Origin of the sequence: Motiliproteus sp. (assembly GCF_965230735.1) — a bacterium.
GTDB lineage: Bacteria > Pseudomonadota > Gammaproteobacteria > Pseudomonadales > Balneatricaceae > Motiliproteus.
On record NZ_OZ246016.1, the window covers coordinates 1,646,439 to 1,669,675 of the forward strand.

General features: G+C 58.5%; 23 protein-coding genes. 14 read left to right on the top strand and 9 right to left on the bottom strand.

Features of this window, described 5'->3' with window-relative positions:
• Position 1 precedes the first annotated feature (1 nt).
• Positions 2 to 499 (top strand): ribosomal protein S18-alanine N-acetyltransferase, encoded by a 498-nt coding sequence (gene rimI / locus ACO05M_RS07705; protein ID WP_421869779.1) that lies wholly within the window; start codon positions 2 to 4, stop codon positions 497 to 499.
• 61 nt (positions 500 to 560) lie between these two features.
• On the opposite strand, the gene ACO05M_RS07710 is transcribed toward rimI, so the two are convergent.
• A complete protein-coding gene (locus ACO05M_RS07710) occupies positions 561 to 2,090 on the bottom strand; it encodes a SulP family inorganic anion transporter (protein WP_421869782.1) in 1,530 nt (509 codons plus the stop codon).
• 473 nt (positions 2,091 to 2,563) lie between these two features.
• Between ACO05M_RS07710 and ACO05M_RS07715 the strand changes: the two genes are divergently transcribed.
• Positions 2,564 to 3,343 carry a DUF2189 domain-containing protein gene (locus tag ACO05M_RS07715; RefSeq protein ID WP_421869784.1) on the top strand — a complete coding sequence of 260 codons (780 nt, stop codon included), beginning with the start codon at positions 2,564 to 2,566 and terminating at the stop codon, positions 3,341 to 3,343.
• A 24-nt stretch (positions 3,344 to 3,367) separates the two neighbouring features.
• Here the strand turns inward: ACO05M_RS07715 and ACO05M_RS07720 are convergent, their stop codons facing one another.
• Complete coding sequence (locus ACO05M_RS07720) at positions 3,368 to 4,162, bottom strand: enoyl-CoA hydratase-related protein (RefSeq protein WP_421869787.1); 795 nt, start codon at positions 4,160 to 4,162, stop codon at positions 3,368 to 3,370.
• A 493-nt stretch (positions 4,163 to 4,655) separates the two neighbouring features.
• Here ACO05M_RS07720 and ACO05M_RS07725 point away from each other — a divergent pair, with 493 nt between their 5' ends.
• Positions 4,656 to 5,081 (top strand): hypothetical protein, encoded by a 426-nt coding sequence (locus ACO05M_RS07725; RefSeq protein WP_421869790.1) that lies wholly within the window; start codon positions 4,656 to 4,658, stop codon positions 5,079 to 5,081.
• A 120-nt stretch (positions 5,082 to 5,201) separates the two neighbouring features.
• On the opposite strand, the gene ACO05M_RS07730 is transcribed toward ACO05M_RS07725, so the two are convergent.
• Positions 5,202 to 5,600, bottom strand: coding sequence for a hypothetical protein (locus ACO05M_RS07730; RefSeq protein WP_421869793.1), 399 nt, complete (start codon positions 5,598 to 5,600; stop codon positions 5,202 to 5,204).
• An 80-nt stretch (positions 5,601 to 5,680) separates the two neighbouring features.
• Here ACO05M_RS07730 and ACO05M_RS07735 point away from each other — a divergent pair, with 80 nt between their 5' ends.
• The 4 genes from ACO05M_RS07735 to ACO05M_RS07750 all read left to right on the top strand — a co-directional run bounded on the left by ACO05M_RS07735 (position 5,681) and on the right by ACO05M_RS07750 (position 8,401).
• Positions 5,681 to 6,238 carry a hypothetical protein gene (locus tag ACO05M_RS07735; RefSeq protein ID WP_421869796.1) on the top strand — a complete coding sequence of 186 codons (558 nt, stop codon included), beginning with the start codon at positions 5,681 to 5,683 and terminating at the stop codon, positions 6,236 to 6,238.
• A 149-nt stretch (positions 6,239 to 6,387) separates the two neighbouring features.
• Entirely contained in the window at positions 6,388 to 6,804 is a 417-nt protein-coding gene (locus ACO05M_RS07740) for a c-type cytochrome (RefSeq protein ID WP_421870691.1), read from the top strand.
• 25 nt (positions 6,805 to 6,829) lie between these two features.
• Complete coding sequence (locus ACO05M_RS07745; RefSeq protein WP_421869799.1) at positions 6,830 to 7,324, top strand: DUF411 domain-containing protein; 495 nt, start codon at positions 6,830 to 6,832, stop codon at positions 7,322 to 7,324.
• Between the two features lie 186 nt (positions 7,325 to 7,510).
• Entirely contained in the window at positions 7,511 to 8,401 is an 891-nt protein-coding gene (locus ACO05M_RS07750; protein ID WP_421869802.1) for a DMT family transporter, read from the top strand.
• A gap of 10 nt (positions 8,402 to 8,411) precedes the next feature.
• On the opposite strand, the gene ACO05M_RS07755 is transcribed toward ACO05M_RS07750, so the two are convergent.
• From ACO05M_RS07755 to rsgA, 5 genes are all read right to left on the bottom strand, one after another.
• Entirely contained in the window at positions 8,412 to 9,419 is a 1,008-nt protein-coding gene (locus ACO05M_RS07755) for a YgfZ/GcvT domain-containing protein (RefSeq protein WP_421869805.1), read from the bottom strand.
• Between the two features lie 7 nt (positions 9,420 to 9,426).
• Positions 9,427 to 10,347 (bottom strand): archaetidylserine decarboxylase, encoded by a 921-nt coding sequence (asd, locus tag ACO05M_RS07760; RefSeq protein ID WP_421869808.1) that lies wholly within the window; start codon positions 10,345 to 10,347, stop codon positions 9,427 to 9,429.
• Between the two features lie 51 nt (positions 10,348 to 10,398).
• Positions 10,399 to 11,214 carry a sulfurtransferase gene (locus ACO05M_RS07765; RefSeq protein WP_421869811.1) on the bottom strand — a complete coding sequence of 272 codons (816 nt, stop codon included), beginning with the start codon at positions 11,212 to 11,214 and terminating at the stop codon, positions 10,399 to 10,401.
• A gap of 142 nt (positions 11,215 to 11,356) precedes the next feature.
• Positions 11,357 to 13,003: an HDOD domain-containing protein gene (locus tag ACO05M_RS07770; RefSeq protein WP_421869814.1), complete on the bottom strand. Its 1,647-nt coding sequence runs from the start codon at positions 13,001 to 13,003 to the stop codon at positions 11,357 to 11,359.
• A 129-nt stretch (positions 13,004 to 13,132) separates the two neighbouring features.
• Positions 13,133 to 14,170, bottom strand: coding sequence for a small ribosomal subunit biogenesis GTPase RsgA (rsgA, locus tag ACO05M_RS07775; protein ID WP_421869817.1), 1,038 nt, complete (start codon positions 14,168 to 14,170; stop codon positions 13,133 to 13,135).
• Positions 14,171 to 14,351: 181 nt separating this feature from the next.
• Here rsgA and orn point away from each other — a divergent pair, with 181 nt between their 5' ends.
• The gene (orn, locus tag ACO05M_RS07780) at positions 14,352 to 14,909 is read left to right on the top strand and encodes an oligoribonuclease (RefSeq protein ID WP_421869820.1); all 558 of its coding nucleotides are present in this window, start codon (positions 14,352 to 14,354) and stop codon (positions 14,907 to 14,909) included.
• Positions 14,910 to 15,093: 184 nt separating this feature from the next.
• On the top strand, positions 15,094 to 15,459 hold the full coding sequence (locus tag ACO05M_RS07785) for a glutathione S-transferase N-terminal domain-containing protein (RefSeq protein WP_421869823.1): 366 nt from the start codon (positions 15,094 to 15,096) through the stop codon (positions 15,457 to 15,459).
• A 33-nt stretch (positions 15,460 to 15,492) separates the two neighbouring features.
• On the opposite strand, the gene queG is transcribed toward ACO05M_RS07785, so the two are convergent.
• Entirely contained in the window at positions 15,493 to 16,647 is a 1,155-nt protein-coding gene (gene queG / locus ACO05M_RS07790; protein ID WP_421869826.1) for a tRNA epoxyqueuosine(34) reductase QueG, read from the bottom strand.
• A 62-nt stretch (positions 16,648 to 16,709) separates the two neighbouring features.
• On the opposite strand from queG, the gene ACO05M_RS07795 reads away from it, so the two are divergent.
• The 5 genes from ACO05M_RS07795 to miaA all read left to right on the top strand — a co-directional run bounded on the left by ACO05M_RS07795 (position 16,710) and on the right by miaA (position 23,153).
• The gene (locus ACO05M_RS07795; RefSeq protein WP_421869829.1) at positions 16,710 to 18,278 is read left to right on the top strand and encodes an NAD(P)H-hydrate dehydratase; all 1,569 of its coding nucleotides are present in this window, start codon (positions 16,710 to 16,712) and stop codon (positions 18,276 to 18,278) included.
• Positions 18,271 to 18,747 carry a tRNA (adenosine(37)-N6)-threonylcarbamoyltransferase complex ATPase subunit type 1 TsaE gene (gene tsaE / locus ACO05M_RS07800; RefSeq protein ID WP_421869831.1) on the top strand — a complete coding sequence of 159 codons (477 nt, stop codon included), beginning with the start codon at positions 18,271 to 18,273 and terminating at the stop codon, positions 18,745 to 18,747. Before ACO05M_RS07795 ends, tsaE begins: the two co-directional genes overlap by 8 nt.
• Positions 18,748 to 18,863: 116 nt before the next feature.
• Positions 18,864 to 20,171: an N-acetylmuramoyl-L-alanine amidase gene (locus ACO05M_RS07805; RefSeq protein WP_421869834.1), complete on the top strand. Its 1,308-nt coding sequence runs from the start codon at positions 18,864 to 18,866 to the stop codon at positions 20,169 to 20,171.
• A gap of 140 nt (positions 20,172 to 20,311) precedes the next feature.
• The gene (gene mutL / locus ACO05M_RS07810) at positions 20,312 to 22,195 is read left to right on the top strand and encodes a DNA mismatch repair endonuclease MutL (RefSeq protein ID WP_421869837.1); all 1,884 of its coding nucleotides are present in this window, start codon (positions 20,312 to 20,314) and stop codon (positions 22,193 to 22,195) included.
• Between the two features lies 1 nt (position 22,196).
• A complete protein-coding gene (gene miaA / locus ACO05M_RS07815; RefSeq protein WP_421869840.1) occupies positions 22,197 to 23,153 on the top strand; it encodes a tRNA (adenosine(37)-N6)-dimethylallyltransferase MiaA in 957 nt (318 codons plus the stop codon).
• The last annotated feature ends 84 nt before the right edge of the window (positions 23,154 to 23,237 follow it).

Consider the following 23,237-nt stretch of genomic DNA (forward strand, 5'->3'; position numbering starts at 1 on the left):
CGTGGAATCCACTCCCGCTGTTCGCTTACGACCGATGCAGGTCGATGATCTCGACACCGTCGTGGCGTTGGAAACACAGCTGTTCGAGACGCCCTGGGATCGGCTCCGTTTCCGGCGCAGTTTGGAACGGCAGCAGCCCGCCTGGGTTGCGCTAAGCAACGCTCCTCAACAAGATGAAACTCCCGTGGGCTATCTGGTGGCCAGCAGTGGTGCCGGTGTGGCGGATCTGTTGACGATCGGTGTCTCGCCGCAGTGCCAGCGCTCCGGCATCGCGGCTCAACTGCTGGCTCAGTTGTTGACCCAGCTGCAGTCTCAACAGGTGCAGGAGTTATTTCTGGAAGTCCGAGCTTCCAATGAAGCCGCGATCGGTTTCTATCGGGCTAAAGGGTTTGAACAGGTCGGGGTTCGACGCAACTACTACCGTCGCCCAGCAACGCCGGACGAGGCTGAAGGTCGTGAAGATGGGTTGCTGTTTAAGCGGGAGCTGACGCAGAGCTGAGCGGTGACAGGTTATAGACATTGAGCCGGGCTGATCAGTACAACCCGGCTCTACTTCCTAATCAGGCCAGACGGTCTGACGCGACCCGGTAGTTCGGGTCTTCGATCACATTGACTTCCACCATACTGCCGGCCTTTCGCAGCAGACGGCGACACTCCGGGCTCAGGTGGCGCAGGTGCAGCTTTTTACCGGCGGCGATATAACGCTCGGCCAGGGTATCGATCGCTTCCAGACCGGAGTGGTCGGCCACCCGCGAGTACTGGAACTCGATCACCACGTCGTTGGGATCGTTGGCGATATCGTCGAACAGCTCCAGGAAGTTATTCACCGAACCGAAGAAGATCGGGCCGTGCAGGCGGTAGATCTTCGATTCGCCCTCCATGCTGGTGACGACACGGATATGCTTGGCGTGATCCCAGGCAAACACCAGCGCCGAAACGATGACACCCACGACGACAGCGACGGCCAGGTCGGTGGCGACGGTGACACCGGATACCAGTATCAGCACGAAGGCATCGTGCTTGGGAATCTTGCCCATGATCCGGAAGCTGGACCACTCGAAGGTGCCCAGCACTACCATAAACATCACCCCGACCAGCGCCGCGACCGGGATCTGTTCGATCAGGTCGGAGGCGAACAGGATAAAGGCCAGCAGGCACAGGGCGCCGGTAATACCGGACAGACGGCCCCGACCACCGGAATTAATGTTGATCATGCTCTGGCCGATCATCGCGCAGCCGCCCATGCCGCCGAAGAAGCCGGTCAGGATGTTAGCGGTACCCTGGCCGATACACTCCTTGTTGCCACGTCCGCGGGTGTTGGTGATCTCGTCGATCAGGCTCAGGGTCAGCAGCGATTCGATCAGACCGATGGCCGCCAGGATCACCGCATAGGGCAGGATGATGACCAGGGTTTCAAAATTGAACGGTACCATCGGGATGGCGAAGGTCGGCAGGCCACCGGCAATCGAGGCCACGTCGCCGACGGTCTTGGTGTCCAGACCGCCGAAGATCACTACCAGGCTGACGGTCAGAATCGCGGCCAGCGAGGCCGGTACCGCCTTGGTCAGCTTCGGTAGGAAGTAGATGATCGCCATCGTCAGCGCGATCAGGCCGCCCATGATGGCCATTGCATCGCCTTGCAGCCACTGCTCTTTGCCCGCCTCGTCGATGAATTTGAACTGGCTCAACTGGGCCAGGAAGATGACGATCGCCAGGCCGTTGACGAAGCCAAGCATCACCGGGTGGGGCACGATACGGATAAATTTACCCAGCCGCAGGACACCGGCGCCGATCTGCAGGATCCCCATCAGCACCACGGTGGCAAACAGGTACTGGACTCCGTGTTCGGCAACGAGGTCGACCATCACCACTGCGAGGGCACCGGTGGCACCGGAGATCATCCCGGGACGGCCACCGATGGCGGCGGTAATCAGTCCAACCATGAATGCGGCATAAAGGCCTACCAGCGGCTCGACCCCGGCCACGAAGGCGAAGGCAACCGCTTCGGGCACCAGCGCCAGCGCGACGGTTAGTCCGGACAGGACGTCATTCTTGATGTTTTGGGTTCGACTGGCGACCAGATCAAACATACTTCTTCCCCGAAAAATCCAGATCCCGCGACCCTGTGTTGCTAATGAAAGCCCATGCTTGTATCGATGCCCTGAAAAAGACAAAGACATACTGCGAACTGCAGTCGAGACGACAGTGTTGTGTAGGCTGGCCGGGGGTGTGTAAAGAGCTGCGCATTATACCCGCTGTATTGCGCCGCACAACGCAAATTGAGCATTTATTGCGCTATCTCATGCGCAATTGGGGCAGATCGGCGTAGTATCGGCTTAACGGTGTTAGCCTAAGGAACCTACGAACAAGTCCCTGCGGCTTCTGCAAGCGCCTGAAGTGTGCAAGGTCTAGACATTACTTCAAAGCTGCGCCTGGATTGTGAGCCAAGCTGAAAGCCAGAAGCCAGCAAGGACTTATTCGCAGGTTCCCTAAGTGACGAAAAAAGAAGGCAAACTATTCAATCGAGAGTTAGGCTATCAGTAAGGCACTCTGGAGGTAGTTGATGACAGCGCATTATTCCCATAATCAGCATCATCGTGCCAGCGAGCCGATTCAGGTTCGCCGGGTCGATCGAGATCAGCCGTTCGCGTGGCTGGCGGCCGGCTGGCGGGATTTTACCACCTCACCGGGGCACAGCCTGTTCTATGGGGCCTGCTTCACGCTGTTCTGCGGTTTCCTGATGGTCCTCAACGGCACCTATCCTGGTTTTTTACTGGTCTATCTGGCGGCACTGCTGATTATCGGCCCGTTGCTGGCATTGGGAACCTATACCGCCGCCTGGCAGCTGGAGAACGGCTTCTCGGTGTCAATCTCCGAGGGGCTGTCGTTGATCCTGACGCGGCTGGGTAATCTGGCGCTGTTGGGATTCTGTTTGCTGATCGTGCTGACCATCTGGGTCAAACTCTCGGCCCTGATCTTGGCCTTGCAAGCCCATCAACTACCGGCGGATCAGACCCTGATCAGTGCCGCGATGCTTGAACTTCCCGGTGCCAAGAACGCCTTATTCATGATGTCGGTACTGGCGGTTGTGCTGCTGACGGTCGTGTTTGTCGGCGGAGTTGCCGGGGTGCCGTTGATCATCGATCGCAATGTCGAAGCGATGCGGGCGATCCGCAGCAGTGTCAGAACCGTGCTCCAGAACCCGCTGACGATGTTCTGTTGGGCGCTGATGATTCTGCTGCTGTTCGGTATCGGCGTCATCACCGGCCTGGTACTGATGCCGGTTCTGTTTCCGGTGCTGGGTTACGCCAGCTGGCACTGCTACGAAGATCTGATCGAATAAACCCGCTTCCTTACGCCAGAGCCCTTAGCGCATTTTTTTGAGCAACTGTTGCACCGCTTCCAGGTGCTCGGGCTGCTGGTGACATTGTCCCTGCACTTCGGCGCAGATGTCCAAGAAGGGGGCCAAGGCGGTGGTCTCACTGAGCTTCATCAGCCGTTTGGTCTGGCGCAGTGCAAAGCCGGGCTTGTCGGCGATCTGCTGAGCCAGGGCCAGGGCGCCGGTCATCAACTCCTGTTGGGGTAACACCCTCAATACCAGGCCCAGTTGTTGAGCTTCTTCGGCTTCGACGATACGCCCGGTGAGGGCCAACTCGGCGGCTTGCTGGGGGCCGATCTTTCTCGGCAGGAACCAGGCTCCGCCATCGCCGGGGATAATTCCCAGATTGACGAAGGTCTCGCCGAATTTGGCCTTTTCTCCGGCCAGTGCCAAGTCACACATGTTGACCAGATCAAAACCGGCCCCGATGGCGGGTCCGTTGACCGCAGCAATGGCGGGAACCTCCAAACGCTGCATTGCCAGTGGCAGGCGCTGAATGCCTTGCCGATAACGTTGCGCCAACTCCGGTGCGGTGCCGGCGAAATCGTGACTCCGATCGGCCATGTCTTTGACATTGCCCCCGGAGCAAAACGCGCTCCCTGCGCCGGTCAGCACCAGGCACTGAACGTCGGATTGGGCATTCAGCCAGTCTACAACCTGCAGAATATCGTCAACGATCCGGGTGCCAGTCAGGGCATTCCTGACATCGTGTCGGTTCAAGGTCAGGATTGCGACCCGGTTTTGTACGTCGAGTAGGCAGTCGTTGAGTTGAGGAATAGACATGCTGGAGCTCCATTTGACAGACAATACGCAGGCGTATCTTTACAAGCCGAGGTCCTTGGCACAAGCCGGTAAAGGTCTAAGGAACCTGCGAATAAGTCTCTGCGGATTCTGCAAGAGCCTGAAGTGCACAAGTTCTAGGCGCAAGCTGCAGCTAATGGCCGTTGCCCTTAGCAAAGGTTGTAACGACGAAATTGTGTGCTTTAGTCCTTGCCCTGCGGGGCTTTCAGCTTGATCCGCACTCTGCGTTGAAGCTCTTCGCAAGGTCTAGACATCGCTTCAAAACTGCGCCTGGATTGCGAACCAAGCTGAAAGCCAGAAGCTCGCAAGGGCTTATTCGTAGGTTCCCTAAGTCGCTGCAAATAGAAGCCGACGGTCCGATTGAACCGATCGCCGCTAAGCTGTGACCCACCCTTGAAGCTGCTGGTAATGACCTTTGTACAGAGATCTGACCACAGCAGCCCGATGAAAGCTCAGTCGTTTAGAGGGGTGAACCATGAAACAGACAGTCAGCATTACGGTCGCGGTGTTGATGGCTTGGGTAAGTGCTCAAAGCGTTGCCGCGGGATACGCCAAGATTGGCAGTATCGAGGGTGAGTCCATGGCGGCAAAGGAGCAGGGCCATCAACATTGGATTCATCTTGAGTCCCTGCATATTGCGCCCAAACGGGTGCCCATTGCTGTGCCTGAGTGGCGTCAGCCAGCGGGCGGGACCTCTACCGATATGAAGTGGGATAACGTTCGAAATCAACCCTGGCGGGGCGAGACAGATCGTCATACCGATGAGTGGGCTAGTGAAGAGCTCTCGTTCTACTTCAACAAGTTTCCAATGGAAAAACCTTCAACTCCGTCCCTGGCGGCCAGGCCTGGAGATCCTAACCCTGCGAGTCTGCTGATTCCGGCGGTGCAGAAAATACGTTGATGGGAGTGTGATTTGGCACGGAGGGAAGTGAACGAATCGGGCGGTTGAACCCGATTGCACAGAATACGGAGTCGCTGGGCGACTCCGAGGGCGTTGCGGAGAAATGGCGGTTACGGCTGATCAGAACGCTTCACACTGGCCGCTGGTCTCGATCACGACATCCGGCGGTGTGGACTTGCGTGACCGGTAGCTCAGATCGCTCTTGTTGATCAGGAAGGCCGACTTGTCGATTCCCTCGACGATCGGATTCTCCATCTCACGGTAGAGCTTATACTGCTCATCGCTCTGGCTGAATTGATAGCCTTCGGCCTGGTTTACCGTGGCCTGGGTCTGCTCGGTGTCGAAACGCAGGTCATAGTAACAGCGGGTTTGTGGACACTTGCGGCTTTCAGGCTGTTTCATATAGGCCGCGCTGTAGCTGGCTTCGGTGTAGCTGCAACGCAGATTCATCGGTTCGGCCTGAGCCAGGGAGGGCAGCAATCCGCTTACCAGCAGGCTCCACACGAAGGTTTTTGTCATGATGCCTCTTCTCCTTAAGATATTGATCTGAATATACACTGCTTGAGCTTCAGCTGCAGTTTTTTGTCGCGGTGCTGATCTTGAGCCCGATCATGGAAACTCTTCGGCCGTTTGATAATCATAATGACGATGAGTGTAAAGTTTGGATAGTTCATTCCTTGTTGCTGATTAACCGTCTCCACTATAGAAAGCGTTGCCTGATCGCTGTTTGCTTGGCCATCAGTACGCTGTTCTGTGGCTGGGTCATGGCATCATCGGTCCCCGCGTTGGCGGTGGCGGATGAGCGAGCCGATTTCTCGGTTCAAGTTGGGGATTCCTTTGATAATACTGCGGGTGATAAAACCGCGAGCTATCCGCCGCTACTGAGCCATTGTCAGCCTGCCAGTGATTCCGCCCCGCCGACCAACGCTGATCTTCCCTGCTGGGGTAGCGCGACCCTCAATAGCACGCTATCTACGTCGCTGGACTCGGGCGCTTCCGTTGTAGCGGATCTGGACGACTTCAACGAAATAGCAATCCTGACTCCCAGTCTCTGTGATCAGATCAGGGCTGGACCCGGCGCAGTCGCTGAGCCGCTCTATCAGTCGGAATTTATTCCACCCAGTCACCGTGTCTTGCACTGCGTGCTGCGCCTATAAATCTTTCTTCAGTCCAAGCTGGTGATGGCCTATGCAATTCGGGCCATGGATTGATCGTTGCGGTAGCTTCCGCGACAACGAAGTAGGCGATATCGATGAAATCACAAACAGTTCCGGTCCAGAGACCGGTTCGCAGTGCGACGGCGAGAGTGCCGATATTGGCACTGTTACTTGTCTTGTTGGGCGGCTGTGCCCAGGACGAGATTCCCTGGAACAACAATGCCCAGACGGGGCGTTGGTACAGTCCATCTCAGATAGAGCAGGGTAAGCAGTTGTTTGCCCAAAACTGCGCCCAGTGCCACGGCCGACGCGCTCAGGGGGCGGCCAACTGGACTCAACCGGATGCACAGGGGCTGTACCCGCCGCCTCCGCTGGACGGCAGTGCCCATGCCTGGCATCACCCCTATGCCCAGCTGGTGAAAACGATCAGCGAAGGGAGCCGGGGCACCATGCCGGCCTGGGGGGATAAATTAACCCGGGAGCAGATCAGCAGCCTGATTGCCTATTTCCAAAGTTACTGGCCGGATCAGGGCTACCAGCTCTGGTTGCAGCGGCATAAGCGTTAAATCGAACAATTTTGAGTATCCCACTATGTCTATCAAATCTTTTCTTTTCTCTCTCCCGATGGCCGCGAGCCTGTTGCTGCCCTCCTATGCAGCCCTGGCTGGAGATCCGGTCTGGCTGCAGGGGCGCACGGACGACAGTCATCGGATTACCGTCTACCGATCCGCCTCTTGCGGTTGCTGCAAGGGCTGGGTGGAGCATCTTCGCGAGCACAGCTTTATTGTCGACGATCGGACCGTCGAAGACCTGAACGCCATCAAACAGCAGCATGGCGTGCCGCCGCAGGGGGCCTCCTGTCATACCGCGGTGGTGGATGGCAAAGTGATCGAAGGTCATGTGCCGGCCCAGGATATCAAGCGCCTGCTGGCTGAACCGGGAGATATTCGGTTGTTGACCGTGCCCGGTATGCCGTCGGGCGGTCCCGGCATGGACGGTCCCGGCGCCCGTCGCGATGACTTCAAAGTCTATGGCCTGTCCGAATCGGGTGAGGTCAGCGTCGTCAACGAGTATCGCGATTACTGATCCGGTGTATAGCCATTGAGCAGCGGCCTGATGGGCCGTTGCTTTATCCTCTTGCGATATCCACGTGGCGAGTCTTTCGGGTGTTCGCTTCTTTCTACCCATGATTTCGCTTAAGCTGCGGTGCTGTTTTTCAGGCGCTGATCAAGTTCGGATGCCTTAATCACTCACTGTTCGTCGAGGTATCTCTTGCCCCTTTCTAATTCCGCCCGCGCCGATCTGGTGTTGGTGCTGGTGACCCTGTTGGCGGCTGCCGGGTGGATCTTTTCCAAAGAAGCGCTGCAGGGCTTGCCGCCGCTACTGTTTATCGGCATTCGGTTTGTGTTGGCCGGATTGGTACTGCTGTTGGTCGGTCGCGCCAAGTGGCACTGGCTGAGACGCGCCGATTTATTACCACGGGCGCTGTTGCTGGGGGCGGTGATGGCAATGGCCATTCTGACCTGGATTCAAGGATTGGATAAGGGCCAGCATCTGGGCGAAGGGGCGTTTATTACCAGCCTCGGGGTGGTGCTGGTTCCCGTTACCGCCTGGTTGATCTACGGTGAGAGGGCCAGTGGAAATACCCTGGTGGCGTTGCCGGTAGCCGTGGCCGGATTAGCGCTGCTATCGCTTAACGGTGGCTTCAATACCGATCCCGGGCAGCTCTATTTTCTGGCGGCGGCGTTGCTGTTTTCGCTGCACTTTACCCTGATGGCACATCTGGCCTGTGCGATGCCGGCGGTGATTCTGGCAGCGATTCAGCTGTTGATGGTTGGGAGTATCAATGGCTTGGTGTCGGTATTCATCGAGCCTTGGCCTGAGGCTGTCGAAGCAGGCATTTGGGGCTGGTTACTGGCCAGTGCCCTGATAGCAACCAGTCTTCGCTTTACCTTGCAGACCTACGGTCAGGGGTTGGCGCCTGCCAGCCATGCGGCATTGATCATGATTCTGGAGCCGGTGTGGACGGCGTTGCTGGCGGCTTTCTGGTTCGCGGAACAGATGACGGCGCAGCAGCTACTGGGTTGCGGCTTGATTTTCGGCGCCATGCTGATCAGCCGTTGGCGCTGGGTCAGGGGGCTCGTGATAAAACGAGCCTCCTGAGTTCAACGACTTAGCGCTCCGGGCGTTCGAACAGCTCCGGCTCGATCTCGTAGGGCAGGCTGAGTAACTGCACGGCGTCGCCATCGACGTTGCCCAGTCGCAGATCCCCTTCATCGGCGCCTTTCTTGCTGATCACAGCCTGAAGCAGCGAGCCGTTTTCCATCGTGACGCAATGAAGCACTTTGCCGACATTTCTTCCCTGGCTGTTGAACAGCGCGGTGTCGGTTTCAACGCCGATCGCATCGGTTCGGGCGCCAAACAGCAGTTTTTTCAGCTTGCCGCGAAATTGCAGCCGGGCTACAACCTCCTGACCGGTATAGCAGCCCTTGTCGAAACTGACCGCATCGATCGCCTGCAGGTTCAGCATCTGCGGGATGTAGCTGTCGATACTGTCGGCATCGAGTTGGACCAGCCCGGCCTCAATTTCGGCGGCCTGCCAGCAGTTTTCTGACGCCGGCTGGCTGGCGTCGGCCAGCTGTTGCCAGAGCGTTTCGGCTTGATCAAAGGGACACCAGAGCTCGAAGCGCTGAGGGCCGACTTTGATCAGCACGATTCCGTCATTGAGACTTTGACCATTCAGCGTTTGAGGGAGGTTGAATCCGCGTTGTTGCAGTAGGGACTCGGCACCATCGCCGGACAGTCCCAGGCCGCACCAATCGTTAGCCGCATCATTCCAGCTCAGTTTGGAGAACACGCTGAATTTTTTCAGGTTGGCCAGGGCGGGCTCTTCGATCGCACTCGATAGTCGCAACAGCAGCGACTGAGGCGCCAGCTGGATCAAGCGCAACACACTGATCACCATTCCTTTCGGGGTGCAGTTGGCGGCCAGCAGGCTCTGCTCGGGGCTGAGTTTGCCCAGGTCGGCGGTCAGTTGTCCTTGCAGGTAGCTGATCGAATCCGGTCCTTCCAGGCCGATTACGGTCTGGGATAGCAGCGGAGTCAGCAGCGGGCGGGACTCGGCAGCGGTATCGCTCAGCGGTTGTTGGTCGATAAACTCGACCCAGCGTTCATTGGCCATGGTAGTGCTATCCGTTTATCGCTTCGTCGGTTTCGGTCGGTGTCAGAGCTTGTTCGTCAGCCGTCGGATGGGACTGGGCGAGCGGCTCGCCGAGACGGGTGGCTGTGCCGCTACCGTATTGCTGCAGCCATTCGATCTGATCTTCGCCAAACAGCAGGATCACGGTAGAGCCCAGCTTGAAACGGCCCATCTCGTCACCTTTAGCGAGGACGATCGGATCGGCTTTGGTGTTGCTGTTGCCAGTGTAGTCGACCTGTTCGACCGAACGCAGCTTCGGGGCTACCTGGCCGGCCCAGACCGTTTCGATGCCGGCCACGATCATCGCGCCGACCAGGATCATCGCCATCGGTCCATGGGCGGTATCGAAGATCGCCACCAGGCGCTCGTTGCGGGCGAACAGGTTGGGCACTTCAGAGACGGTGGCGTTGTTGACCGAGAACAGGTCGCCCGGCACATAGATCATCTGCCGTAGGCGTCCATCGACCGGCATATGGACGCGGTGGTAGTCCTTCGGCGACAGGTAGATGGTAGCGAACTGACCGTTTTGAAACTCCTTGGCCAGATCCATATCACCACCGATCAGCGTGGTCAGACTGTAGTTGTGCCCCTTGGCCTGGAAGATCCGGCCATAATCGATCGGTCCCAGCTGGCTGACCGCACCGTCGGCGGGACAGACCAATCGCGACGGGTCGGGATCAATGGGACGCGCACCCGGCTTGAGTGCCCGGGTAAAGAAGGCGTTGAAGCTCGGGTAGGCCTTCAAGTCCGGCTCCAGCGCTTCGTTCATGTTGATGTCGTAGATCCGGTGGAACAGTTGGATAAAACTGTTCTTGATCCAGCCGATACGGCTGTCGGCCAGGCGGCCGACCAGACGGGACAGCAGGTGTTGTGGAATCAGGTACTGCAAAAGTGCGAACAGACGGGCCATCTTGGGTCGTATATCTCGTTCAGGTGAAAGTTAATCGGGTTGTCGGTGCGATCAGCGCTCGACGGGGGTGTCGGGGTGGTTGCCCCACTCGAACCAGGAACCGTCATAGCAACGGATATCGGGGTAGCCGAGCGCGCGGGCAATCAGGTAAGTCAAGCCGGAACGGCGATGGGTCTGGCAGTGGGTGACAACGGTCTTGTCGCTCCCCAGTCCCAGCCCTTCCAGGTGGCGGCGTAGCGCTTCCAGATCCTGCAGTCGCCAGTCCTGCAGACTGCGAAGACTTGTGGTCCATTCGAAGTGAACTGCGCCGGGGATATGTCCCCCCTTGGCGGCGTTAACCACTTTTTCGCCACGGTACTCTTCGGCAGAGCGGGCATCCCAGATGGCCAGCTGATCATCGTTCAGGTGATCCAAGATATAGGGAATATCTGCGATCAGCGACTCATCAATTTCGGCGGCAAAGCTGCTCGGCGTCGCTGAATTGGGCTGTTGCTCCAACTCCAGTCCGGCTTCGATCCAGGCGGGCAATTGGCCGTGGACAACCGAGCTTTGACGGTGGTCGACGATATCCAGGGTCCAGATCAGCCGACCGGCAAGGGCGCCGAGTTGATCATCGTAGGCGACCACGTGCCGGGTGGCGGTCAGGCCCAGTTCTGAGAACAGCTGGCTGAGTTGTTCGGCGGTCGGCAGTTTATTGGGCACCGGGCCGCTGCCCCGCTGTAGCCTGGCCGGGTCCATCCAGATCGCGCCGGGAATATGGCCGCGGGCATAGCTGTCGGCGCTGCACAGATCGATAATCAGCAGACGCGGATCATCCAATTGATCGGACAGGGCTTGGGGTTCGAGTAATAACGGCAGGTCGGCCATAGACAATCTCAACAGCTAACGAAACGGTCGACCATTGTAGCCTATAGATGCCGGGCTGCGCAGTGCTGTTATTGAAGGTTTTGCTAACCGACTCTGCCGCAGCAGTACTACCGGTCTCAGCAGCTGCTGGAGGTCGGGACTGTCAGTCTTGGTTGCGCTGATTGATCTGGTTCAGGCAGCGATTGCAGGCAGCCATCAGCTGTTTGAATTTCTCAAACTGGAACTGGCTCAGACGTGCGCCTCTGTCGCGCAGATCCGCGTAGACAATCAGTGAGGGCCGGTGGTTGAGGAACAGGGACACCAACATAAAGCTGTCCGGATGGCAGACCGCGCGGAAGCGATCGGACATTTCGGCACGAATCTGACGGTTGTTATGTTCGCTGACCCAGACTGCCGTTGGCTTTTGTGCCAGCCGCTGCAACAAGCCCGGATGCTTGAGGTTCATCGTCAGTTTGGTGATTCGATCATCGTGACTGCAGCCCCGGAACGACAGGGTCTTCAGGCGCATTTCGCCGTCGATATGGAAAGTCAGGGCACGTTCAGCGCCCAGTGCATCGATAAGTGCCCGCTGGACCAGCTCAATCGCCTGGCTATGGTCCTTGATCTTGTCCACGGCCTTGACCAGTCGATGCAGAATCTGTTGAAACAGCTCCTTATCAACAAAATCAGTGATCTCTTGGTGATCTGGCTCCGGTTCGAACGCGGCCGCCAGGGCGCTGCTTTGGTCATCGTCCTTGGGTTGGATGGCTTTCTGTTTTAGCAGTGTGGTTTCAACTTTGGTGATTGCGGCGGCGCTGTCGAGGCGATAGCTGAGTACCTGTTCGCTCGGTAGAAGCAACATCATGGCGGCCGGGCTGAGCAGATCGGGCATCGGATGGGCGCGGGAGGCGTGGACACACTGTTGGTGCAGCAGGGTGGTCGTGTCATCGATCGGCTTCTGCAGTAGATCGCTGATTAGCTGGCAGATCCGTACGGTCTTGGGATAGTTCCAGCCCATCGGTGCGGTCAGGCATAGCCAGTTTGCCAGTTTGACCGGATAGTGCTGTGCGTTGAGCAGTTGCTTGATGGTGCGCTTTTCATCCTCATCCAGCTCACCCAGCTGGGCCGCGCGCTGATGGATCAGCTCCAGCTGCTTGGCGTCGGGGGAGTTCTCGTGCTTGAGCGCTTCGACGGCCAACGGAGATAACTGCCAATGGTCGACCAGTTGCTCGGACAGCTGCTGCACCGTGCATCCGAGAACGGCTTGTTCGGCCTCGGCGCTGTCCTGCTGCTGTTCGTAGATACGGATTTTGATCTCGCTGGCTTGATGGGGGGCGTAGCGCCACAGTGCCCAGTGACCCAGGCCGTAGAACAGCGCGGCTGTCCGGGTCGCATTGACGATCGAGTTATCACGGTAGCGGCAGAGCAACTGGGCCTGGGTCGCAGCATGGAAGCTATTGCCCAGGGCATGGTAGTACTGCTTGTGGGGGACACTGGCGTTGTTGAGTTTGATCGCCGGCAGCTTGGAGGCGAGTTCGGTGATCCGCTGCAGCCCCAGCGTCGCCACGGCCAGCTCGATGCTGGTGACATGGGTTTCCGGGTTGCGATTCAGTTGGTTGGCCAGACTGACACAATGGAGCGACAGGACCGGGTCTGACTCGATCAGCGGGCAGAGTTGCTGCAGCGATACGGCGGGGTTCTGCAGTCTTTTGCGCAGCATCAGCACGGTGCGGGCCGGAACCGGTAACGGCTTGTCGGCCAACAGTTCGCGCCATTGATCAGCACTGGACGGGGTAGTAGTCGACACCATCGAGTTCCTTATGCTTCCCTAACTACCGATTTTCGTTAGGAATATAGCACCCGGTAGTAAGGCTTCCCAGTGTCTGCTGCCGTGCTCAGGCCGCCGAGGTTGCGCTATGTCAACAATTGGGCGGATAGCTCAGTGGGGGCCGGCTCCCTCTTCCAGGCTCTGGCGGATCAGGCGGTAGCTTTCCATGCGACGCGGTGCGATCTTGCCCTGCTCCAGAGCCTCGAGCAGGGCACAGCTGGGCTCCTGCTGGTGTTTACAGTCACGGAATCTGCAGTGGCCCAGGAAGGGGCGGAATTCGACGAACCCTTCCAGCAGCTGCTCGGGCTCGATATGCCAGAGACCAAACTCGCGGATGCCGGGGGAGTCGATCAGGTCGCCACCATCAGGGAAGTGGTAGATCCGCGCCGTGGTGGTGGTGTGGGTGCCTTTGAGTTTGGCTTCGGACAGGGCGCCGACTTTAATATCGACGCCGGGCAGCAGGGTATTGATCAGCGAGGATTTGCCCACCCCAGACTGGCCGACAAACACGCTGGTGCGCTGGTCGAGTTCGGCTTTGAGTTCGCGCAGGCCTTCCTCGGACAGGGTCGAGGCGTGCAGCACCTTGTAGCCGATCTGCTCATAGCTGGCGAGCATCTTGTCCAGCTCGGCCCGACGCTCGGGCTCGGTCAACAGGTCGGTTTTGTTGAGCAGGATGACCGGCTCGATGCCGCTGACTTCGGCGGCCACCAGATAGCGATCGATCAGGTTGGCAAACGGGGTCGGTTCCGGCGCGATGGTGATGACGATATAGTCGATATTGGCGGCGACCGGGCGCAGCTCGCCGCGGCTGTTGGGGCGCGACAACAGCGAGTGACGGGGCAGGGTGGCCACGATCACGCCATAGGGATCGCCCTTGCGCCAGACTACCTTGTCGCCGGTGACCAGGGCGCCGAGATTGGCGCGCATATGGCAGCGTTGGATCTCGCCGCGATGTTCGCCCTCGAGAACTTCGACATCCACCTGGGAGCCGAAGTGGGACACGATCAGGCCCTGCTGCTCCGGTCCCAGTTCACCCGACTGCAGGCTGGCATCGATCTGTTGATCTTTTTTGCTGGCGCGCTCGATCCGCTCTTGTTGAATTTTATTGATGCGCCAGGATTGGCGACGATTGAGTTTGCGTTTGCTCATTGAGTGATCGAAAACCTGCGATGATGCCCGGAGTGCTTGAAGTGGGTTCGTGAAAGGGCTAAACATAGCACACTATCAACCACTCTCGGGCAATTACTCGTGGGCAGCTGTTGGCTTTCTCAGAGGCAATGGACTGGCCGCAAGGGCGTGCCTGGACACCCGAATACGACAGGAAATGACGATGTCACAGTCAAGCAGTAAGCAAACCAATCTGATCTGGATCGATCTGGAGATGACTGGGTTGGACCCCAAAAAAGAGCGCATCATCGAGATCGCTACCATCGTCACCGATGCGGACCTCAATATCATCGCCGAGGGGCCGAACCTTGTGATCAATCAGCCCGACAGCCTGCTCGACGCGATGGACGAGTGGTGCACTCGACAGCATGGTCAGTCTGGCCTGACCCAGCGAGTACGCGATAGTAAGGTCAGCGAGCGTGATGCCGAGCTGGCGACGCTGGCGTTTATCCGAGAGCATGTAGACGAGGGTGCTTCGCCGATCTGCGGTAACAGCATCGGCCAGGACCGTCGTTTCCTGGTGGCCTATATGCCCGAACTGGAAGCGTTTTTCCACTACCGTAACCTGGATGTCAGCACCATCAAGGAGTTGGCTCGACGCTGGCGCCCGGAGGTTCTTGACGGGGTGAAGAAGAAAGGCTCCCACCTGGCCTTGGATGATATCCGCGATTCGATCAACGAACTGGCCCACTACCGCGAGACTTTCTTTCAGATGCCTTAGGGAACCTGCGAAAAAGTCTCTGCGGCTTCTGCAAGAGCCTGAAGTTCGCAAGGACTCATTTGCAGGTTCCTTAGCCGGCTACCTTGCTTGAAGATTTGATCGGTTCTTTATCTCGGGCGGTTGATTATGAAATAATCGCGCGCCCGAGATTTTTCCTATTTAGCTTCACTATTGAGGTACTGAAATGAGCTTCGTTCGCTGGTTTGTGGGACGCATCGTGCTGTTGATCAATTGGCTGACCTGGCCCAAGTCGGCCAAACGTCCGTCTGAGTCACAGCAACAGGTTGAGCAGCAACTGGCGGCCTACTCGCTCTACCAGTTCGAAGCTTGTCCGTTTTGTGTCAAGGTGCGCCGCGCAATGCAGCGCCTGAATCTGCCGATTGAGCTGCGTGATGCGAAGAAAAATGCCCAGCAGCGCCAGGAGCTGCTGGAGCAGGGTGGTCGGGTCAAAGTCCCATGCCTGCGGATCGAAGAAGCCGATGGCCAAGTCCGCTGGATGTACGAATCCGACGATATCATTGCCCACCTGAGCAAGCGTTTTCCGGTTTAACTTCCCGCAAGGGCTGTTTAGTTAGAACAGGTGTTAGAGCAGGTGGCGTACCTTGCGTGGCTGCCTGTCGGTCAACGGCAGCGGTGAGGGGCCTTGCTCGCTGCTGAGTTGCTCGATCGCCCAGGAGACATGTTCACGGACCAGCTCTGAGGGGTTGTCCTGCTGCTGCTTCAACACCTCGATCATGGCCTTGTCGCCACTGTTACCCAAACCGACTGCCAGATTCCTTAGCCAGCCTTGATAACCGCTACGCCGGATCGGTGAGCCTTCGGTTTTCTTCAGGAAGGTCGCTTCATCCCACAGAAACAGTTCGGCCAGCTCGATAGTGTCGAGCTGGTGGCGGGGGTTGAAATCACTCTCGCCAGTGAAGTGGCAATAGCGGTTCCACGGGCAAACCAGCTGGCAGTCATCGCAGCCGAACACCCTGTTTCCGATCAGAGAACGCAATTCAAGCGGGATCGGCTCCTTCGATTCGATCGTCAGGTAGGAGATGCATCGGCGGGCATCCAGCACATAGGGTTCGGGGATCGCATCGGTGGGGCAGACGTCGATACAGGCACTGCAGCGACTGCAGTGATCCTCGGTGTAGGGGGCATCGTCCACGAGCGGTAGATCGGTAAACAACTCTCCCAGCACGAAGTAACTGCCGGCTTTACGGTCGATCAGCAAGCTGTGCTTGCCCTGCCAGCCGAGTCCGGCCCGCTGGGCCATCGGCTTCTCCATCACCGGTGCACTATCGACGAAGGGGCGATAGTTAAAACTGCCACAGTGCTGTTCGATTCGTTTGGCCAGCTGCACCAACCGCTTGCGTAGGGTCTTGTGGTAGTCACGACCCAGGGCATAGCGCGAGATATAAGCCTGCCGGGGGTTTTGCAGTACTCGGACGGTCTCCACCTCCGGCGGCAGGTAGTCCATTCGCACACTAATCACCTTCAGTGTACCCGGGTGCAGTTGTTCCGGGTGGCGTCGCAGTTCCCGGTGATTGGCCAGATAGCCCATCGAGCCGTTGAACCCTTTATCCAACCAGGCTTCGAGGCGCGTAACAGCATCGGCGGTGTCGATACCGGTGATACCGACGGCGCTGAATCCCAGTTCATCAGCCCAGGCTTTGATGTGTGCGGTCAGCTGTTCGGGGCTGGCCGAAATCGAGGGCAGGCGCGGGGCTTGAGGTTCGGGGTTGCTGGGCATGGGAAACCGGATCAAAAAACTATACTTTATAAGAGCTAATCATACCGACAACAGGAGTTGGGATGCCATTCTCGCCCCCGGAAAACGGCCTTGGATTATACCGTGCCGAGCAGACCCGTGAATTGGACCGTTGCGCGATCCAGGATCAGGGTATCGACGGTTTTGAGCTGATGAAGCGAGCCGGCAGAGCGGCTTACCGAGCCCTGCGCCAGCATTGGCCCGATGTGCGTCGTCTGACCCTGATCAGTGGCAGCGGCAATAACGGCGGCGATGCGTTGGTGGTGGCGGCGATGGCGCTGGAGCAGCAGCTAGAGGTGCAGATGCTGCTGGTCGGCGGGGAATCGACCCGTGCCAAGCTGCAAGGAGAAGCACGCCAGGCGCTGGAATGGGCCGAGCAGCGGGGCGTTAAGGTACGAGCCTATGACCCTGACGAGGCGTTCAGCGGTGAATTGATTGTCGATGGTCTGCTGGGGACCGGTCTCAGCGGCGAGGTGCGTGGCGACTATCGATCGTTGATCGAACGGATCAATGCCAGCGGGCTGCCGGTGTTGGCGTTGGATATTCCATCGGGACTTTGTGCCGATACCGGGGCTGAGCTGGGAGTGGCGATCAGAGCGCAGTTGACCATCAGCTTTATCGGCCTAAACCGTGGCTTGCTGACCCATCGGGGGCCTGCCTGCTGCGGCCGGGTTCTTTTCGATACGCTGTCGGTACCCGACGAGGTCTACCAGGCGATACCCACCGGTGTCCGAGTGATCGGACCCTCGTTGTTGAGCCGGTGCCTGGGACCACGGGATCGAACCGCCCACAAGGGCAGCTTCGGCCATGTGATGGTGATCGGCGGTGATCATGGGATGGCCGGGGCGGTACTGATGAGCTCGGAGGCGGCGCTTCGAAGCGGCAGTGGTCTGGTGTCGGTGGTGACCCGACCCGAGCATGTGGCGCTCTGCACCGGGCATCGACCGGAAGTGATGACCCACGGGGTAGATTCAGGCCAGGACCTGGAACCGTTGATTGAACGGGCCAGCGTGATTGCGATAGGACCCGGGTTAGGGAAAAATGCCTGGTCGGGACAACTATTGCGGGTTGCCCAGGCGCAGCCGGTACCGTTGGTGATCGACGCGGACGGCCTGAATCTGCTGGCCGAAGGGCAGTTGATCGAGCCCCAAGCCCGTGACAATTGGGTACTGACCCCGCACCCGGGCGAGGCAGCCAGACTGCTGGGTTGTTCGGTGGCGCAGATTCAAGCCGATCGGTTCGACGCCGTTAACCAGATACAGCAACGCTACGGTGGCGTGGTGGTGCTTAAAGGGGCCGGTACGTTGGTATCCGATGGAGCCAGCATCCGGCTTTGTTGTCGTGGTAACCCCGGCATGGCCAGTGGCGGTATGGGCGATGTGCTCAGTGGCGTGATCGCGGCCTTGATGGCCCAAGGGCTGAATCCCTTCGATGCCGCTTCGGTGGCGGTCGAGGTGCATGGCCATGCGGCGGACCTGTTGGCGGCCAAGGCCGGAGAGCGGGGATTGGCGGCGACAGACCTGATGGCGCCGATCCGACGGTTGCTCAATCCATCGCTAATGCTGCAATTGGAAAGTAAAGAACAAGTATTTTTTGAGGGCATCAATGGCTGAAGTACAGCGCTGGGACCTGGCCGATGAGGCCCGGATGGTGGAGTTCGGAGGACGACTTGGACAGGCCGCCAGACCGCAGGCCACGATCTATCTGCATGGCAATCTGGGCATGGGTAAAACCACCCTCAGTCGGGGGGTGGTGCAGTCGTTTGGGCATACAGCCGTGGTTAAGAGTCCCACTTATACGCTGGTCGAACCCTACGAGTTGGAACAGGGACGGGTTTACCATTTCGACCTGTATCGGCTGGCAGACCCGGAGGAACTGGAGTTTCTTGGGATTCGGGATTATTTCTCGATCGAAGCGGTACGGCTGATTGAATGGCCGGAGAAAGGCGAGGGTATCTTGCCGGAGGCCGATCTGGAACTATTGATCGAAAAGCAGGGAACTGGACGACAGGTGACGGTCAAAGCCAATAACCCCCTCGGGGAGCAGGTGCTGGCTCGTCTGTCAGAAATGTCGGCTGACTGAGCACGATTTGGCGGGTAGCCCTGTTTGTACGTTTTGGGTTGAATAAGAAACTGAAAAAAGTCGGATCAACAGGTGAGTAGGTGTTGAGAAGGGGAATAAATCGGATCACGGTCGTTTTGCTTGGCCTATTGGTGCTGCTGAGTAGCACGCTGTTGTCAGCGGCGACCGTTAAACAGGTGCGGGTCTGGCCGGCGCCGGATCATACCCGCCTGGTGTTCGATCTGTCGGGGGCGGCTGAGCACAAGCTGTTCACGCTGGCCAATCCCTCCCGGATCGTTATCGATCTGGCAAACAGCAAGATGGCGGCCAAGCTCAGTGCGCTCGAGCTGGCCAAAACGCCGATTGAGAACATTCGCAGCGGTAAACGTGGACCCAGTGGCTTGCGTATCGTTCTGGACCTGAAAAGTCAGACTCAGCCTCGCAGTTTTAGTCTCAAACCGAACGCCAAGTACGGACACCGCCTGGTGGTTGACCTGGTTAACAAGAAGAAGGCCGAGGTTAAGACGGTCAAACAACTTGCCACCAATGGCAATAGCAAGCGGGATATCGTGATCGCGATCGATGCCGGTCATGGAGGTGAGGACCCGGGTGCCATCGGTCCGGGAAGGGTAAAAGAGAAAGATGTGGTGCTGCGGATTGCCCGCGAACTGGCGGCACTGTTCAAGGCCGAAGCGGGATTCAAGCCGGTGCTGATCCGCGACAGCGACTATTATGTCGGGCTGCGTAACCGGACTCGCAAGGCCCGTAATGCCGGGGCCGATCTGTTTGTCTCGATCCACGCCGATGCCTTTAAGCGCAGTAGTGCCCGGGGTGCATCGGTCTGGACCCTGTCTGAGCGTGGTGCCAGCAGTGAAATGGGCCGCTGGCTGGCCGGGCGGGAGAACAGCACCGACCTGATCGGTGGCGTCGGAACCCTGAGCAAGGACAGTGATAATGACGTGCTCGAAGGGGTGCTGCTGGATATGTCGATGCACTCGAGTATCAGTCACTCCCGAGAAGTGGGCAGCCATGTGCAGCGATACATGGGCAAGGTGGCCCATATGCACAAGAAGCAGGTTCAACACGCCGGCTTTATGGTGCTCAAGTCACCGGATATTCCATCCATTCTGGTTGAAACCGGCTTTATCTCCAATCCCGGAGAGGCCCGTCTGCTGCAGCAGCGAAGCCATCAGCGCAAATTGGCGCAATCCATTTTCAACGGCATCAGGACGCATTTCAGCAACAAACCGCCCCCCGGAACGCTGTTGGCCTGGAAGCAGAACGGTGGCGACGGTAAGACCACCCGATACAAGGTTTCCCGTGGTGATACCCTGTCGGTGATCGCCAGTCGCAACGGGGTGGCATTGAAGCGGCTACGCGAACTCAATGGGCTCACATCCGACGTGATTCGGGTTGGACAGGTGTTGCGGATTCCCGCATCCTAACGCCTCTCAAACAGGTTAGAACTGATAACGGCGAACCCAGGGTTCGCCGTGTCTGTTTTCTGTCGGCGCCGCGGCTATTCCGGTGTGTTTAAATAGTCCCGCAAATTAGTTAATCCAGAGTTGCCTTGAGCTTCATACGCATGAACCGAATCTCGCTGTTATCCCCCCGTCTTGCCAACCAGATCGCTGCTGGCGAGGTGGTCGAACGACCGGCTTCCGTGGTTAAGGAGCTGCTGGAGAACAGTCTGGACGCCGGAGCCGATCGAATCGAGATCGATGTGGAGCAGGGCGGGGTCAAGTTGATCCGCCTGCGCGATAACGGCTCCGGGGTGATCAAGGATGACCTGGCGTTGGCGCTGAGTCGTCATGCGACCAGCAAGATCAAAGATCTGGACGATCTGGAAGCGGTGGCCACCCTGGGCTTTCGAGGCGAGGCGCTGGCCAGTATCAGTTCGGTATCACGGTTGACGCTGACCTCCTGTGCCGCCGGTGTCGCCGAATCCTGGCAGGTACGGGCCGAAGGCCGTGAAATGGTACCCGAGCTTCAGCCAGCCGCGCATCCGCCCGGCACCACCATCGAGATGCGTGATCTGTTCTTCAACACCCCGGCGCGGCGCAAGTTTTTGCGTACCGAGAAAACCGAGTTCGGTCATCTGGAAGAGGTGGTCAAACGGCTGGCGTTGAGTCGTTTTGATGTGGCGATCAGTTTGCGCCATAACGGCCGGGTGATCCATCAGCTACGGCCAGCCAGCAGTCAGGTGGAACTGGAGCGTCGGGTGGCGTCACTCTGTGGACCGAAGTTTATGGAGAACGCGGTTGCATTGGACGTTGAGGCGGCGGGGTTAAGGCTGTGGGGTTGGGTTGGGCTTCCCACCTTCTCGCGCTCCCAGGCCGATCTGCAGTATTTCTTTGTCAATGGCCGCTCGATCCGTGACAAGTTGGTGGCCCATGCAGTGCGCCAGGCCTACCGGGATGTGCTCTACAACGGCCGTCATCCGACCTTTGTGCTGTTTCTGGAACTCAATCCAGCCGATGTCGACGTCAATGTTCATCCGACCAAGCACGAAGTCCGTTTCCGTGATGGTCGGCTGGTGCACGATTTTCTATTCCGGACCCTGCATCGTGGTTTGGCCGAGGTCAGTCCGGCCGATCAGGTTGAGGCGGGGGGAGTTTCGCCGCCGGGATTAACTCAGCTGGATTCAGGCCAGCCGGTCGCCGATCCGGTGCAGCAAGTCCAACAGCAGGCGATGCCGTTAGGTTTCAATCCGAACCCGAGTTCGCAACCGACAGCCGGGCAGGTCCGTGAACAGATCGCCGCCTACGCTGCCCTGCATCCGGCGCAGGCAGCGGTGGGGGTAGGCCAGAGTCGAGGAATTGAATCAGTCCCGTCAATCGATCGGAACCTTGAGCCGACGCTGCCGCCCGAGTCGGCAACCGAAACCCCGCCGCTGGGATACGCGGTGGCGCAGTTACACGGAATCTACATCCTGTCTCAGAACGAGCAGGGGTTGGTCGTGGTGGATATGCATGCCGCCCACGAGCGGGTGGTCTACGAGCGGATGAAGGTATCCTTTGCCGAGGAGGGAATCACCTCGCAGCCGTTGTTGGTGCCCCAATCGATGGCACTGAGTAGCCAGGAGGCGGACTGTGCCGAGGAGTTCAGCGAGCTGTTCAAACAGCTGGGCTTTGAGTTGGCCCGAATGAGTGAGGAATCGCTGGTGATCCGCCAGGTTCCGGCGCTGCTTAAGCAGACCGATGTGGAGCAACTGGTGCGTGATGTGCTGGCCGATCTACGGGTACTGGGCGACAGTGACCGGGTTCAGGCCGAGATGAATCAGATTCTGGCGACCATGGCCTGTCATGGCTCGGTGCGGGCCAATCGCCAGCTGACGCTGCCGGAGATGAATGCGCTGCTGCGGGATATGGAGCGCACCGAACGTAGCGGACAGTGTAACCACGGCCGACCGACCTGGACCCAGTTGGATATGGATGCGCTGGATAAATTGTTCCTGAGGGGGCAGTAGTATGAATCCCTCTACCTGCTCTCAGCTGGAAAAACGCCCGGTCATCTGCTTGATGGGCGCCACCGCCACCGGTAAGACCGATCTGGCGGTCAGAGTGGCCGAACAGCTGCCCTGCGATCTGATTAGCGTCGATTCGGCGCTGATCTACCGCGAGATGGATATCGGCACCGCCAAACCCGATGCGGAGCTGCTGGCCAGGGCGCCTCACCGGCTGATCGATATTCGCGATCCGGCCGAGAGCTATTCGGCGGCCGAGTTCCGAGCCGATGCACTGGCCGAGATCGAAGCGATCCATGCCCAGGGCCGGATTCCGCTGCTGGTCGGCGGAACCATGCTCTATTTCAAGACTCTGTTGGAGGGGCTGGCGACGCTGCCCAAGGCCGATCCAGAGGTCCGCCAGCGGCTGCTGGATCAGGCGCAGGACCATGGCTGGGAATCGTTGCATCAACGTTTGCGTGAGGTCGACCCGATCTCGGCGCAGCGGATCCATCCCAACGATCCGCAGCGCTTGCAGCGGGCCCTGGAGGTGTACGAGCTGACCGGCAAAAGTCTGACCGAACTGTGGCAGCAACAGCAGCAGGTGCAGTTGCCGTTTCAGCCTTTGCAGTTGAGCCTCGATGTGGCCGATCGGGCTTGGTTGCACCAGCGGATCGAGCAGCGTTTTCGGATCATGATCGATCAGGGGTTTGAAGCAGAGGTCCGTGCACTGCATCAGCGCGGAGACCTGGAACCGTCGATGCCGTCGATCCGCTGCGTCGGTTACCGTCAGATGTGGTCTTATCTGGAGGGGGAGATTGGGTTCGACAGCATGATTGAGCGTGGTATTATCGCCACCCGCCAGCTGGCCAAGCGTCAACTAACCTGGTTGCGGGGCTGGCCCGACCATCATCGAATCGAAGCGCGCAGCGACGATATCCTGGGTAATACCTTGAAATTGATAGATGACTACCTTATATAGGTGGACTACGGGCCATTAGCGCGTGCTTGATAACGACGGTTTATCTAAGCTTTAACCGTCGGTTTTCGTTATTGACCGCTTTTT

What these genes read in the sequence shown, in the direction of transcription:
- ACO05M_RS07710 (WP_421869782.1), bottom strand. Translation starts at nt 2,090, where the DNA reads ATGTTTGATCTGGTCGCCAGTCGAACCCAAAACATCAAGAATGACGTC.
- ACO05M_RS07715 (WP_421869784.1), top strand. Translation starts at nt 2,564, where the DNA reads ATGACAGCGCATTATTCCCATAATCAGCATCATCGTGCCAGCGAGCCG.
- ACO05M_RS07720 (WP_421869787.1), bottom strand. Translation starts at nt 4,162, where the DNA reads ATGTCTATTCCTCAACTCAACGACTGCCTACTCGACGTACAAAACCGG.
- ACO05M_RS07725 (WP_421869790.1), top strand. Translation starts at nt 4,656, where the DNA reads ATGAAACAGACAGTCAGCATTACGGTCGCGGTGTTGATGGCTTGGGTA.
- ACO05M_RS07730 (WP_421869793.1), bottom strand. Translation starts at nt 5,600, where the DNA reads ATGACAAAAACCTTCGTGTGGAGCCTGCTGGTAAGCGGATTGCTGCCC.
- ACO05M_RS07745 (WP_421869799.1), top strand. Translation starts at nt 6,830, where the DNA reads ATGTCTATCAAATCTTTTCTTTTCTCTCTCCCGATGGCCGCGAGCCTG.
- ACO05M_RS07755 (WP_421869805.1), bottom strand. Translation starts at nt 9,419, where the DNA reads ATGGCCAATGAACGCTGGGTCGAGTTTATCGACCAACAACCGCTGAGC.
- asd (WP_421869808.1), bottom strand. Translation starts at nt 10,347, where the DNA reads ATGGCCCGTCTGTTCGCACTTTTGCAGTACCTGATTCCACAACACCTG.
- ACO05M_RS07765 (WP_421869811.1), bottom strand. Translation starts at nt 11,214, where the DNA reads ATGGCCGACCTGCCGTTATTACTCGAACCCCAAGCCCTGTCCGATCAA.
- ACO05M_RS07770 (WP_421869814.1), bottom strand. Translation starts at nt 13,003, where the DNA reads ATGGTGTCGACTACTACCCCGTCCAGTGCTGATCAATGGCGCGAACTG.
- rsgA (WP_421869817.1), bottom strand. Translation starts at nt 14,170, where the DNA reads ATGAGCAAACGCAAACTCAATCGTCGCCAATCCTGGCGCATCAATAAA.
- orn (WP_421869820.1), top strand. Translation starts at nt 14,352, where the DNA reads ATGTCACAGTCAAGCAGTAAGCAAACCAATCTGATCTGGATCGATCTG.
- ACO05M_RS07785 (WP_421869823.1), top strand. Translation starts at nt 15,094, where the DNA reads ATGAGCTTCGTTCGCTGGTTTGTGGGACGCATCGTGCTGTTGATCAAT.
- queG (WP_421869826.1), bottom strand. Translation starts at nt 16,647, where the DNA reads ATGCCCAGCAACCCCGAACCTCAAGCCCCGCGCCTGCCCTCGATTTCG.
- ACO05M_RS07795 (WP_421869829.1), top strand. Translation starts at nt 16,710, where the DNA reads ATGCCATTCTCGCCCCCGGAAAACGGCCTTGGATTATACCGTGCCGAG.
- tsaE (WP_421869831.1), top strand. Translation starts at nt 18,271, where the DNA reads ATGGCTGAAGTACAGCGCTGGGACCTGGCCGATGAGGCCCGGATGGTG.
- mutL (WP_421869837.1), top strand. Translation starts at nt 20,312, where the DNA reads ATGAACCGAATCTCGCTGTTATCCCCCCGTCTTGCCAACCAGATCGCT.
- miaA (WP_421869840.1), top strand. Translation starts at nt 22,197, where the DNA reads ATGAATCCCTCTACCTGCTCTCAGCTGGAAAAACGCCCGGTCATCTGC.